Origin of the sequence: Actinoplanes sp. CA-252034, from assembly GCF_050956125.1 — a bacterium.
GTDB lineage: Bacteria > Actinomycetota > Actinomycetes > Mycobacteriales > Micromonosporaceae > Actinoplanes.
On sequence record NZ_CP191846.1, the window covers coordinates 1,968,313 to 1,981,120 of the forward strand.

9 protein-coding genes and 5 pseudogenes are annotated in these 12,808 nt (G+C 71.6%); 8 read left to right on the forward strand and 6 right to left on the reverse strand.

The annotated features are described in order from the left end of the window. Positions 1-91 precede the first annotated feature (91 nt). Positions 92-625: a superoxide dismutase family protein gene (locus ACQPZW_RS09100; RefSeq protein WP_433794380.1), complete on the reverse strand. Its 534-nt coding sequence runs from the start codon at positions 623-625 to the stop codon at positions 92-94. Between the two features lie 93 nt (positions 626-718). On the opposite strand from ACQPZW_RS09100, the gene ACQPZW_RS09105 reads away from it, so the two are divergent. After that, positions 719-1,672, forward strand: coding sequence for a carbohydrate kinase family protein (locus ACQPZW_RS09105; RefSeq protein WP_433794381.1), 954 nt, complete (start codon positions 719-721; stop codon positions 1,670-1,672). Positions 1,673-1,893: 221 nt separating this feature from the next. Here ACQPZW_RS09105 and ACQPZW_RS09110 read toward each other — a convergent pair whose 3' ends face one another. The 4 genes and pseudogenes from ACQPZW_RS09110 to ACQPZW_RS09125 all read right to left on the reverse strand — a co-directional run bounded on the left by ACQPZW_RS09110 (position 1,894) and on the right by ACQPZW_RS09125 (position 4,811). Then, on the reverse strand, positions 1,894-2,286 hold the full coding sequence (locus ACQPZW_RS09110; protein ID WP_433794382.1) for a thioesterase family protein: 393 nt from the start codon (positions 2,284-2,286) through the stop codon (positions 1,894-1,896). Between the two features lie 315 nt (positions 2,287-2,601). Then, positions 2,602-3,849 (reverse strand): annotated as a pseudogene (locus tag ACQPZW_RS09115) (PH domain-containing protein); the annotation flags it as partial. A gap of 215 nt (positions 3,850-4,064) precedes the next feature. Further along, a complete protein-coding gene (locus ACQPZW_RS09120) occupies positions 4,065-4,580 on the reverse strand; it encodes a PH domain-containing protein (RefSeq protein WP_433794383.1) in 516 nt (171 codons plus the stop codon). A 9-nt stretch (positions 4,581-4,589) separates the two neighbouring features. Further along, positions 4,590-4,811 (reverse strand): hypothetical protein, encoded by a 222-nt coding sequence (locus ACQPZW_RS09125; protein WP_433794384.1) that lies wholly within the window; start codon positions 4,809-4,811, stop codon positions 4,590-4,592. Between the two features lie 355 nt (positions 4,812-5,166). On the opposite strand from ACQPZW_RS09125, the pseudogene ACQPZW_RS09130 reads away from it, so the two are divergent. The 7 genes and pseudogenes from ACQPZW_RS09130 to ACQPZW_RS09160 form a co-directional block, all read left to right on the forward strand. Next, positions 5,167-6,264 (forward strand): annotated as a pseudogene (locus ACQPZW_RS09130) (AAA family ATPase); the annotation flags it as partial. Positions 6,265-6,536: 272 nt separating this feature from the next. After that, positions 6,537-7,537 (forward strand): annotated as a pseudogene (locus ACQPZW_RS09135) (DUF58 domain-containing protein). Then, the gene (locus ACQPZW_RS09140) at positions 7,534-8,484 is read left to right on the forward strand and encodes a 26S proteasome regulatory subunit RPN10 (RefSeq protein WP_433794385.1); all 951 of its coding nucleotides are present in this window, start codon (positions 7,534-7,536) and stop codon (positions 8,482-8,484) included. The pseudogene ACQPZW_RS09135 and the gene ACQPZW_RS09140 overlap by 4 nt, the downstream one beginning before the upstream one ends. Before the next feature lie 480 nt (positions 8,485-8,964). Beyond that, positions 8,965-9,668, forward strand: a pseudogene (gene fabG / locus ACQPZW_RS09145) (3-oxoacyl-ACP reductase FabG). 33 nt (positions 9,669-9,701) lie between these two features. Continuing rightward, a pseudogene (gene fabI, locus ACQPZW_RS09150) lies at positions 9,702-10,463 on the forward strand (enoyl-ACP reductase FabI); the annotation flags it as partial. 25 nt (positions 10,464-10,488) lie between these two features. Next, on the forward strand, positions 10,489-11,517 hold the full coding sequence (locus ACQPZW_RS09155; protein WP_433794386.1) for a ferrochelatase: 1,029 nt from the start codon (positions 10,489-10,491) through the stop codon (positions 11,515-11,517). Continuing rightward, positions 11,460-12,296 (forward strand): HAD-IIA family hydrolase, encoded by an 837-nt coding sequence (locus ACQPZW_RS09160; protein ID WP_433797485.1) that lies wholly within the window; start codon positions 11,460-11,462, stop codon positions 12,294-12,296. Before ACQPZW_RS09155 ends, ACQPZW_RS09160 begins: the two co-directional genes overlap by 58 nt. On the opposite strand, the gene ACQPZW_RS09165 is transcribed toward ACQPZW_RS09160, so the two are convergent. Then, a complete protein-coding gene (locus tag ACQPZW_RS09165) occupies positions 12,262-12,744 on the reverse strand; it encodes a signal peptidase I (protein WP_433794387.1) in 483 nt (160 codons plus the stop codon). The genes ACQPZW_RS09160 and ACQPZW_RS09165 overlap by 35 nt on opposite strands. Between the last annotated feature and the right edge of the window lie 64 nt (positions 12,745-12,808).

Sequence of the window (12,808 nt, forward strand, 5' to 3'; positions counted from 1 at the left end):
GCCTCCGTTCTCGGTGCCCCCGACGTTACCGCCGAAGCGCCGGACCCGGCAGGCCCGGGCCCGGCGATCGACCCGGGCCCGGCGGTGCTGATCAGCCCAGGGTCAGGCAGGCGAGCCGGGTGCCGGCCGTCCCCGCCACACCGGCCGCGGTGTGCGTGTGCTCGGCGTGCAGCACCAGCGAGCGCGGCTGCCGGTCGTCGGCGAACGTCCAGTCCTGCGCGCTGATCGCCCGGCCGACCCCGTTACGGTCGGCGATGAAGTCGAGCCAGATCTCGTTGCGCGGGTTGGCGTAGGCGGGATCCGTGGACGGGCGACCCGGCCCGGCGGCGGGGTCGGGGCGGTGCTGATGGTGCGGGCCGGCGGCGGCCGGATCCTTCCCGCACGGGTTGGTGTGCAGGTGGGCGCCGTACGACCGGCCCGGCGTCAGCCCGGTTGCCAGCAGGTTCACCCGTACACCCTGATGGGTCTGCATGATCTTGACTGTGGCTCTGGCACCGGACGGAACCGCCGCCATGTCGTAGGTGACGGCCCGTGCCCCGTCGCGCCAGGTCTTGAAGGTCCCCTCGGAGACGGGCGCGGGCGTCAGCAGGAGCGGCGCCACCATCGCCAGCACTAACGTATTCATCTCCAGATTGTCGCAAATTTACGGAAATGAGCGTGATGATCGGATGGCTCCGTCCCACTTGGGACGCCCGCCCGAGGATGAGAGGCTGGCACCGTGGGCTACGCGATGGTGATGGGTGAAGCGCTGATCGACCTGCTCGAAGCAGACCTCGACGGCGCACAGGTCTACCGGCAGGCGATCGGCGGCGCGCCCCTCAACGTGGCCGTCGGCATCGCCCGCCTCGGCGGCGACGCACGCTGGGCGGGCACCCTCAGCACCGACGTCCTCGGCGACCGGATGGCCGCGTTCCTCCAGGCCGCAGGCGTCGACGGCCAGGGGGTACGCCGCGTCGCCGTCCCCACCACCCTCGCCGTCACCACGTTCGAGGGCGCCGAGCCGACCTTCACCTTCTACGGCGAGCCGCCCTCCTACGCCCTCCTCACCCCCGCCGACCTGGATCTTCCGCTGATCACCGGCGCGGCGGTCCTCTACACCGGCTCGATCAGCCTGCTCCGCGAGCCGTTCCGGTCCGCCGCCCGGGCCGCCTGGTCCGCCGCGCCGGATGCCACCGGCTCGGCGCCGTTGCGGGTCTTCGACCCGAACGTGCGGCCCACGCTGCTGCCCGACACCGCCGCCGTGAACGCCCTCCGTGACCTCACCGAGGAGTTCTTCGCCACCGCTGACCTGGTAAAACTCAGCTCAGCCGATGCTGTCGTCCTCTACGGCGAACAGGATCCGTCAGCCGCCGCGGCCCACATCCTCGCGCTCGGCGCGGGCGCGGTCGTCGTCACCTGCGGCTCCCGCGGCGCGCACGTCGCCGCCGCCGACGGCGCCACCGACATCCCCGCCCCGCTGGTCCAGGCGATCGACGCCACCGGCGCCGGCGACTCGGTGATGGCCGCCCTGATCAGTCGCCTACTCACCGACGGCCGCCCGGAAGGCCTGGCCGATTGGACCGGCCACGTCCGATTCGCCCTCTCGGTGGCCGGCCTCGTCTGCGAACGACAGGGCGGCGCCACCGCGATGCCGACCCCGTCCGACTTGCGGGCCCGCTGGGGAGACCTCTGATCCGGTACGGCACGCGGTGTCCCGTGGCTACCCCGCGACGCGGGCGAGACACCGGACCGCAGGGCGTCCGCCGGGCTGAGGCCTCTGGTCACCGTGACCCCGGAGGCAGTTCGCGGCCGAGTCGGCGTGTGGCATCGAGGTGGTGACCGACGTGAGAGCACGACGCGGACGGTGGGCATGCGCGGGGACGGGGGTTCGGGCGGAGTCCGCAGGTGCCCCGGTCAGTCGCCGAGAGCGCGGGCGATGAAGCGCTGCCGGTCCAGGAGGACCCGCTCGATGCGGACCTCGGCGACCAGCACGTCACCGTCGTGGACGCTCACCTCGAACAGGAGCTTGGGCCCGTCCGTCTTGGTCAGAGTGGCCTGGGCGGTGACGCGGCGGCCGACCGGGGTCGGCGCCCGGTGCTCGATGTCGATGCGGCTGCTGACGGTCGTGATGCCGCCGGGGATCTGCCGGGCGGTGGCGGCGACCGTTGCCGCTTCGGCGAGGGCGAGCAGCCGTGGGGTGCCCAGAACCGGCACGTCACCGGAACCGAGGGACTGGGCGGTATCGGCGTCGGTGACCGTCAACTCCACCCGGGCGCTGAGACCGGGCGCGAACTCCGGAAGCTCCATCGCCAAAGCTTAGGACGGCTCGGGCCGCTGCCAGTACGTCTCATCGTCCGGTTCGCTGAACGGCCGCTCGGCCGCGCCCGGCGGCACCGCTCCGGGCGCGACAGAACCGGGCGGAGCAAAGCCGGGCGAAACAAAGCCGGGCGGAGCAAAGCCGGGCGAAACAAAGCCGGGCGGAACAAAGCCGGGCGGGGCGAAGCCGGGCGGAGCAGGGACGGGCGGGGCGAAGCCGGGCTGGGCGAAGGCGGGGACGGCGTCGACGGCCGGGTGCGGGATCGCGGGGACGGCCCCGGCGTCGTGGCCGTGAGCCTGGTGCGAGCGAGCCCGACGGGAACGGCCCGCCAACTGGTCGGCGATCGCGTACGCCTCGACGAGGTCCCGGTCGTTGGCGACACCGGGCCGGCCGCCCGCGGTGTCGGCATACACGGTGGCGAGGCCGAGCCTGCGCTGGAGCGGCCCCTGGACGATCCGGACGCTCTGCATACGCGCGTACGGCACGAGCGTCATCTCCCGGGTGAGCCGCCCCGACCGGCTGACGAAGACCTGGTCGCTGAGCCCGGCCCCGTAGAAGCGCAGTCCGAACGGGTGCAGCCACCGCGCCCGCAGCGGAGGCGGCGACGTGGCGAGGCCGGTCAGGTCGACGCCGGGGAGGGCCGCGGCGACGAGGGCGCGGGCCGCGGTCAGGTCGCCGACCGGCATGAGACGGTCGGAGCTGTGGTCCTCACCCGGCTCGGGACCGGAGACCCCGGCGACGTCGAGGGTCAGGTGCAGCCACTTCTTGGCCCGCCACAACAGCGGCCAGGTGACCCGCACCGTCTGCACGCGGTGTGTCGACAGGACCTGGCTGCGCGTCTCGGTGAGCCCGTAGTGCAGGACCAGCCGCTCCCCGCGGAACAGCCGGAAGTCCCAGTCGCGCAGCACCCGCCGGATGGGTTGCAGCAGGACACCGGCCATCGCGGTGACGGTGCTGGCGATGCCGATGAACGTCCAGGTGCCTTCCATCACGAACTGGGTGATCACCCACGCGACCCCGAACGGCAGGAAGAACGCCTGCGGGGTCAGCAACTGGCTGACCAGCAGATCCTGGTTGCGGACCTGGTAGAGCGGCACCTCGGCGGCGCCGTCGGGCGTGGGCACGGACACGGCGGGCGCCTGCCCGGACAGCGACAGCAGCCGTTCCCGCAGCATCCCGGCGTCACGCACGGTGAGGTACGCCAGTGGCGCCTCGGTCTTGCTGCCACCGACCACCTCGAGCCGCAGCTCCGCGAGCCCGGTGAGCTGGGCGAGCAGCGGCCGCCGCACCTCGACGGCCTGCAACCGGTCGAGGGGGATGGCCCGGTTGCGCCGCCACACCAGGCCCTCGGTGATCCGCAGCTCCCGCCCGACGACGTGATACCCGGTGTTCCACCATCCGATCGCCGCGACGATCACCACGGCGACGGCCAGCGCCAGCACGATGAGCGCGAAGTCGGTCGCCCCCACCTCACCGAGCGTGTTCCAGGACAGCGCCGCCACGATCACGGCGATGCTCTTGGCGCCTTTCAGCAGCGGGCTCAGCGGATGCAGCCGCTGCCGGGCCTCCTCGGGCGCGACCCCCGGCGTCCCTCCCGGCCCGGCCGCGCCGGACGATCTCCCGGCCGCCGCAAACCCCTCATCCGGTACGGCCGACGAGCCCCCGCCGCCCGCAAGAGGCGACGACGGGTCGCCCGGGGTGGCGGGGTCGCCCGGGGTGGCGGGGTCGCCCGGGGTGGCCTGCGAGGGCTGGGGGAGTCCGGCGCTGGTCACAGGCCCTCGGCCCGGTCCTCGCCGAGGGCGGTCAGCCGGTCGCGGAGCCGGGACGCCTCGTCCGGTGGCAGGCCCGGCACCCGGGCGTTGCTGGCCGCGGCGGCCGTGTGCAGCTGGACGGTGGCGAGCCCGAAGGCGCGCTCCAGCGGCCCGGCCGTGACGTCGACGTACTGCATTCGCGCATACGGCACGATGGACAGGTGCCGGACCAGCAGCCCGTGCCGGACGAGCAGGTCGTTGTCGCGCTCGGCGTAACCCCACGCGCGGACGGCCCGGGCGGCGACGACGGCTCGCCAGACGGCCAGGGCCAGCACCGCCCCCATCCCGTAGAGCCACGGCGTCCCGCCGACGATCAGGTGGCCGGCGAGGAGCCCGCCGAGCAGCACCACCGTCCAGACGGCGATGCCGATGAGGTGGACGGCGATCAGGCGGCTGGAGACCGGGCGCCAGGCGACGGTGCCGGGCCACGGCTCTAGGGCATCGACAACGGTTGGCGCGGACGGCTCGCTCACAACTAGAGCCTAGGAGACGACCGCACCGTCCGACGAGGCGAAGGGAGTGACCTCACGCAGGAATCCTCGCGCATCGAGGAACGAGCTCAGGCTCGCCCGGTGATCGTCGCAGGCCAGCCACGTCTTGCGGCGTTCCGGCGTGTGGATCTTCGGGTTGTTCCAGAGGAGCCGCCACTCGGCGGACACCCGGCAGCCCTTGGCGGAGCACTGGGGTGGGAAGTCCTCGACCATGCCGTAACCCTACGGCCGGGAGGTGAGAGTTTGAGCGCCGGGCGGCCACGGGGGAAGCCGCCCGGCGACGATGCAAATGCTACACGGTTCCCAAGGTCGCGTGAGTACCCGGTGACGGTGCCCGATCCGGCGGATCGCGCAGAAAGATCCACACTTTCGGCCCATGGCATCCTGGGCTGCGAAGACATCTGAATCCGGCGATGATGACGGCCGGATGACGACACGGGCCCCTAGGCTCCCGTGCGGTACGGACGTGGGTTCTTAGGAACCTCTCAGCCGTGTCCTGTTGTCTGTCGTGTAAGTCTTGACAGTCGGCGTCGAAGAGTCGGCATATCTCGACCGTTGTGGAGGACCGGTGGCGCAGCCCAGCACGCCCGATACCGAGACCAGCGCCGACACCGGCGCGCCGGTTCCGCCCGCGCAGGACGCGTCGCAGCTCGAGCGAGCCATGTTCGAGGTCAAGCGGGTCATCGTGGGCCAGGACCGGATGGTCGAGCGGATGTTCGTGGCGCTGCTGGCCCGTGGTCACTGCCTGCTCGAGGGCGTGCCCGGCGTGGCCAAGACCCTCGCCGTGGAGACGCTGGCCAAGGTCGTCGGCGGCACGTTCTCCCGGGTGCAGTTCACGCCCGACCTGGTGCCCGCGGACATCGTCGGCACCCGGATCTACCGGCAGTCGACCGAGCAGTTCGACGTCGAGCTGGGCCCGGTGTTCGTCAACTTCCTGCTGGCCGACGAGATCAACCGCGCTCCGGCGAAGGTGCAGTCGGCGCTGCTCGAGGTGATGGCGGAGCACCAGGTGTCGATCGGCGGCAAGAGCTACGACGTGCCCGACCCGTTCCTGGTGATGGCCACGCAGAACCCGATCGAGCAGGAGGGCGTCTACCCGCTGCCCGAGGCCCAGCGTGACCGGTTCCTCATGAAGATCGTGGTCGGCTACCCGACCGACGCCGAGGAGCGGGAGATCGTCTACCGGATGGGGGTGAGCGCCCCGGAGCCGAAGCAGATCTTCACCCCCGAGGACCTGCTGGCCCTGCAGCGCCGCGCCGACCAGGTGTTCGTTCACAACGCCCTGGTCGACTACACGGTCCGCCTCGTGTCGGCGACCCGTGCCCCGGCGCAGCACGGCATGCCCGATGTGGCCCAGCTGATCCAGTATGGTGCGAGCCCCCGCGCGTCGCTCGGCATCGTCCGGGCGACCCGTGCCCTGGCCCTGCTGCGCGGCCGTGACTACGCGCTGCCGCAGGACGTGCAGGACGTCGCGCCGGACATCCTGCGTCACCGCCTGGTGCTCAGCTACGACGCGCTCGCCGACGACATCCCGGCCGACCACATCGTGGCCCGGATCATGCAGATGGTCCCGCCGCCGCAGGTGTCGTCCCGTCAGGGCTCCCCGAACGGCCAGCCCGCCCCGCCGCCCGCGTTCGGTCAGCCGGGCCAGCCCGGTGGACAGCCGGGCCAGCCGGTCTTCGGCCAGCCCGGTCAGCCGGTCCCGGCCCATCCGGGCCCGCTGACCCCGGTCGCCTCCGGCCAGCCACCGGCCGGCCAGTTCGTCCACGGCCCCACCGGCCCGTCCGGCCCCACCGGCCTCGCCGGGTTCGGGGGCCAGCCCGGTCAGCCCGGGGTCGGGGGTCCGTCCGGGGCGCAGCCGACCAGCGGTGTTCCGGCCGCCACGTTCGACAGCCGGCCCCCGCAGCCGGGCGGCGCCGGCGGCTGGCCGAGCCAGTCATGACCCCGCCGGCCGTCGCCCCGGACGAGGCGGCCCGAGCCGAGGCCGTCCTGGCCAAGCTGCAACTGCTCGTGACCCGCAAGCTGGACGGCCTGCTCCAGGGCGACTACGCCGGCCTGCTCCCGGGCCCGGGCAGCGAGGCCGGCGAGTCCCGGGAGTACCGGCCGGGCGACGACGTGCGCCGGATGGACTGGCCGGTGACGGCCCGCACCACGATGCCGCACGTGCGCCGGACGGTCGCCGACCGCGAGCTGGAGACCTGGCTGGCCGTGGACCTGTCGGCGAGCCTCGACTTCGGCACCGCGAAATGGCTGAAACGGGACCTGGTGATCGCGGCCGCCACAGCGATGGCCCATCTGACCGTCCGGGGCGGCAACCGGATAGGCGCCGTGGTGGGCACCGGCTCGGGCGTACCGGCGAAGGGGCCCTCCGGAGGCTGGTGGCGCCGTAAGGCGGCCGCACCGGCCGAGCCACCGCCCTCGGCGCCGGTGTTGCGCCTGCCCGCGCGGCCCGGCCGCAAGGAGGCGCAAGGCCTGCTGCGGGCGATCGCCGGGACAACGATCCGGCCGGGGCGCGCCGACCTGGGCGCGCTGATCGACATGCTGAACCGGCCACCCGGCGGCGCGGCGTCGCCGTGGTGATCTCCGACTTCCTGGCGCCGGTGGAGGGCTGGGCCCGCCCGGTGAAGAAGCTGGGTGTCCGCCACGACGTGCTGGCGATCGAGGTGGTCGACCCACGTGAGCTGGAGCTTCCGGATGTCGGGGTGCTGACCCTGGCCGATCCGGAGTCCGGCGCGCTGCACGAGGTGCAGACGTCGGACGCGAAACTGCGCCATCGGTACGCCGAGGCGGCCGGGCAGCAGCGGGCCGCGATCGCCCGTGCGCTGCGTGCGGCCGGCGCCAGCCATCTGCGGCTGCGCACCGACACCGACTGGCTGCTCGACATGGTCCGCTTCGTGGCCGCTTCGCGCCACGCCCGTACCCGAGGGACCACACGATGATCCGTTTTCTGGAGCCGTGGTGGCTGCTGACCCTGCTGCCGGTCCTGGCGATGGCCGGGGCGTATGTCTGGCGGCAGTTCCGTAAGCGGCAGTATGCGATGCGGTTCACCAACGTCGACCTGCTGCGCACCCTGGCGCCCAAGGGGCTGGGCTGGCGCAGGCACGTGTCGGCGGCCGCGTTCCTGCTGATGATGGGCGCGCTGGCGGCGGCGACGGCCCGTCCGTCGGTCGACACCGAGGAGCCGCTCGAGCGGGCCACCGTGATGCTCGCCATCGACGTGTCGCTGTCGATGCAGGCCGAGGACGTGGAGCCGAGCCGGATCGAGGCGGCCCAGGAGGCGGCGAAGGCGTTCGTGAGCGAGCTGCCGCCCACCTACAACCTGGGCCTGGTGTCGTTCGCGAAGGCGGCGAACGTGCTGGTCGCACCGACGAAGGACCGGTCCGCGGTGATCTCCGCGATCGACGGGCTGACGCTGGCCGAGGCGACCGCGACCGGTGAGGCGGTGTTCACCTCGCTCGACGCGATCCGGACGGTGCCGTCGGACGGCGCGGACGGCGCCCCGCCGGCCCGGATCGTGCTGCTCTCCGACGGGTACCGGACGTCGGGCCGGTCGATCGAGGACGCGGCGACCGCGGCGGCGCAGGCGAACGTGCCGGTGTCGACGATCGCGTTCGGCACCGACACGGGCGTGGTCGACATCCGCGGCTCGGTGCAGCGGGTGCCGGTGGACCGGCTGTCGCTGCAGGACCTGGCCGAGCAGACGAAGGGCTACTTCTACGAGGCGGCGTCGGTCAGCGAGCTGAAGCAGGTCTACGAGGACATGGGCAGTTCGATCGGGCACCGGACCGAGCCACGTGAGGTGACGCAGTGGTATGCGGCGATCGGCCTGATGCTGGGGTTGGCCGGGGCGGCGATGAGCCTGCTCTGGACGTCCCGGCTACCGTGACCGGGTCGCGGGTCAGGGCGTGTTGTGGGCGAGCACGAAGAGCACCAGGACCCACGCCGAGAGCAGGGTGAAACCGAGGGGCGCGACGAAGTTACGCATGATTGAACCGTCTTCCGCTGGCGACTGAGCAAAGGGCGCTGGGTCACTCGCGGCCGGAAACCATCGCACGCGAAACTGCCGGCGAAAAGCCGGTGGGCGTGCGGATGGGGAGTCGTCTGTCAGCGGTCAGAAACGCTGACGAGCGTCCCGGCCACGACTAGGAGGATCGCTATCTCGCACAGCGATCACCTCCATAGCTCGTCGGGCCTGGGAACAGGTTGGGAGCGTACTCCTTAATCGCAACTTAAGAAAATCGGCCCGGCACTGAACGGGGGGTAAGTCGGCGGGCCCGTCCCTCGGGGTGGGACGGCGGGCCGATAGTCTCGCTCTTCAGGGCCCCTGTGACCCTGCGTGAGTGAAGCCTGTCGAATGGAGTGTGTTGTGGCTCGCACCGTTCTGGTGACCGGAGGAAACCGCGGTATCGGCCTGGCCATCGCCCAGGCGTTCGCGAAGCAGGGCGACCGGGTGGCCGTCACCCACCGTGGCTCCGGCGCGCCCGAGGGCCTGTTCGGGGTGCAGTGCGACATCACCGACTCGGACGCCGTCGACGCCGCGTTCACCACCGTGGAAAATGAGCTGGGCCCGGTCGAGGTGGTCGTGGCCAACGCCGGCATCACCGACGACACCCTGCTGCTGCGGATGAGCGAGGAGCAGTTCGAGCGGGTCATCGACACCAACCTGACCGGCGCGTTCCGGGTCGCGAAGCGGGCCAGCGCGAAGATGCTGCGCGCCAAGTGGGGCCGGATCATCTTCATCTCGTCGGTCGTCGGCCTGTACGGCGGACCCGGCCAGGTGAACTACGCGGCGAGCAAGGCCGGCCTGGTCGGCATGGCCCGTAGCATCACGCGTGAGCTGGGCGGCCGCAATATCACGGCGAACGTGGTGGCCCCGGTTTCATCGAGACGGAGATGACTGCCGTCCTGTCGGACACCCGCAAGGCGGAGATCATCAAGGCCGTCCCCGCCGGTCGTCTGGCCTCCACCGACGAGGTCGCCGCGGCGGTCACCTTCCTGGCAAGCGACAGCGCGGCCTACATCTCGGGCGCCGTGCTGCCGGTCGACGGTGGTCTCGGAATGGGCCACTGAAGTCCCGGGATATTTTTTCAGGAGAGTAAATAAGTGTCTGGACTGCTGGCCGGAAAACGGCTGCTCATCTCGGGGGTCATCACCGACGCCTCGATCGCCTTCTCGGCGGCGAAGATCGCCCAGGAGCAGGGGGCGACGGTCGTGCTGACCGGCTTCGGCCGCCTGTCCCTGGTGGAGCGGATCGCCAAGCGGCTGCCGGAGCCGGCGCCGGTCATCGAACTGGACGTGACCAACGAGGAGCACCTCGCCGGGCTGGCCGACAAGGTCCGCGAGCACGTCGACGGGCTGGACGGCGTGGTCCACTCGATCGGCTTCGCTCCGCAGAGCTGCCTCGGCGGCGGGTTCATGGACGCGCCGTGGGAGGACGTCGCCACCGCGCTGCAGGTGTCGACGTTCTCGTACAAGTCGCTGGCCAAGGCCGCCCTGCCGCTGATGTCGCCGGGCGGCAGCATCGTCGGCCTGACCTTCGACGCGACCAAGGCGTGGCCGGTCTACGACTGGATGGGCGTGGCCAAGGCCGGTTTCGAGTCCGCCTCCCGCTACCTCGCGCTGCACCTGGGCAAGCAGGGCATCCGCAGCAACCTGGTGGCGGCCGGCCCGCTGCGCACCATGGCGGCCAAGTCGATCCCCGGCTTCGAGCAGTTCGAGGACGCATGGGCCGAGCGGGCGCCGCTCGGCTGGGATCTGTACGACACCGCGGCCGCCGGCAAGGCGATCTGCGCCCTGCTGTCGGACTGGTTCCCGGCGACCACTGGTGAGGTTGTGCACGTTGACGGGGGTTACCACGCGATCGGGCATAGCCCGGTGGCAGGATGGACGAGTGGTTTACGACGCGTTCGTCCTGCTCTCCTTCGGTGGGCCCGAGAAGCCCGATGACGTGATGCCGTTCCTGCGCAATGTGGTTCGCGGGCGCGGTGTCCCGGACGAGCGCCTCGCCGAGGTGGCTGAGCACTACATGCACTTCGGCGGGGTCTCCCCGATCAATCAGCAGTGCCGTGACCTGCTCGCGGCGATCGATGCCGAGTTCGCGGCGCACGAGGTCGGCCTGCCGACCTATTGGGGCAATCGCAACTGGCACCCGATGCTCGCCGACACCGTGGCCCGGATGCGCGACGACGGTGTCGAGCACGCCCTCGGCTTCGCCACCAGCGCGTACGGCGGCTATTCCTCCTGCAAGCAGTATTGGGAGGACATCGCCGCCGCCCGGGCGCACGTCGGCCCGCGGGCTCCGCGGATCGCCAAGCTGCGGCAGTTCCACGACGATCCCGGTTTCGTCGGCCCGCACACCGAGGCCGTGACCGCGGCGCTGGCCGGCCTGGACCCGGCTCGCCGGGCCACCACCCGGCTGGTCTTCACCGCCCACTCCATCCCGGTGAGCATGGCCGAGACGGCCGGCCCGACCGGTGGCCGCTACAACGCCCAGCTGGAGGAGACCGCGCGCCTGGTGCACGCGGCCGCCGCCGCGGACCTGCCCTACGACCTGGTCTGGCAGAGCCGGTCCGGCCCGCCGCAGGTGCCGTGGCTGGAGCCGGACATCAACGATCACCTCGAGGCCCTCGCCGCCAAGGGCGTGACCGACGTCGTGGTCAGCCCGATCGGCTTCGTCTCCGATCACCTCGAGGTCGCCTGGGACCTCGACAACGAGGCGAAGGACACCGCTGAGCGGCTCGGCCTCGGATATGCGCGGGCACTGACACCCGGCGTACACCCGGATTTCGTGTCGATGATCCGCCGGCTGGTCCAGGAGCGGACCGGCGACCGGTCGCGGGAGTCGCTCGGTACGCTCCCGATCTGGGATGTCTGCCCCGCGGACTGCTGCCCCCCACCCGCGCGACGAAAGGCATCCTGATGAAGGAGCGCAAGGCGATCGAGAGCTGGCTCACCGACATGGACGGTGTGCTCGTCCACGAGGGTGAGCCGGTGCCGGGCGCAACCGAGTTCGTCAACCGGATGAAGGAGAGCGGCAAGCCGTTCCTCATCCTCACCAACAACTCCATCTACACGCCCCGTGACCTGCAGGCGCGCCTCTACCGGATGGGCTTCGACGTCGACGAGAAGTCGATCTGGACGGCCGCGCTCGCGACCGCGCAGTTCCTCGCCGACCAGCGGCCCGGCGGCACCGCCTACGTGATCGGCGAGGCCGGCCTGACCACGGCCATGCACGCGGCCGGTTACATCCTCACCGAGTTCGAGCCGGACTATGTGGTCCTCGGCGAGACCCGCACCTACAGCTTCGAGGCGATCACCAAGGCGATCCGCCTGATCAGCGCCGGGTCCCGGTTCATCTGCACCAACCCGGACGCGACCGGCCCGTCCAACGAGGGCCTGCTCCCGGCGGCCGGCTCGGTCGCCGCGATGATCTCCCAGGCGACCGGCGTGAAGCCCTACTTCGTGGGCAAGCCCAACCCGATGATGATGCGCTCGGCGCTCAACGCGATCGGGGCGCACAGCGAGACCACCGCGATGATCGGCGACCGGATGGACACCGACGTCCTCTGCGGTCTCGAGGCGGGGCTGGAGACGATCCTGGTGCTGACCGGCATCAGCAGCCGGCTGGAGAGCCAGACCTACCCCTACCGGCCGTCCCGCATCATCAACTCGGTCGCCGACCTGATCGACGAGATCTAGACGACAACCACCACCACGGGGGTACGAGGAGAGCCAGCGCCGTCACCACCAGGAGCGGATACCTGCCCTCGAGCCACCACAGCACCGGCAGTCCGAGGTAGGGCACCCGTAGCCGCCACACCCCGGTGACCGTTCCGGTCGGCACCGGGGTCACGTCGGCGACCCGGTTGGCGTCGCCTTTCGTGACGAGCCGCCCGTCGCCGCCGACCCGGACGATGCGGTGCAGCACGTACCGTCCGGGCCGGTGCGGGTCGTGGAACCGGATCACGCGCCCCGGCCGCAGCCGTGCCGGGGCGGCCGGCGAGGTGACGACGACGTCCCCCGCCTCGACGGCCGGGCTCATCGAACCGGAGATCACCACCGACGTCGACCACCCGAACCGCGCCGGGACCGTGCCACCGACCAGCAGCACCCCCGCCGCGGCCACCACCACTGCCGACCGGCTCACATGTATCCGGTCGGCCGTCCCGGTCCCCGCCTGAGCCCGGCCGCGGCGCTGGGATAGCGTTTCG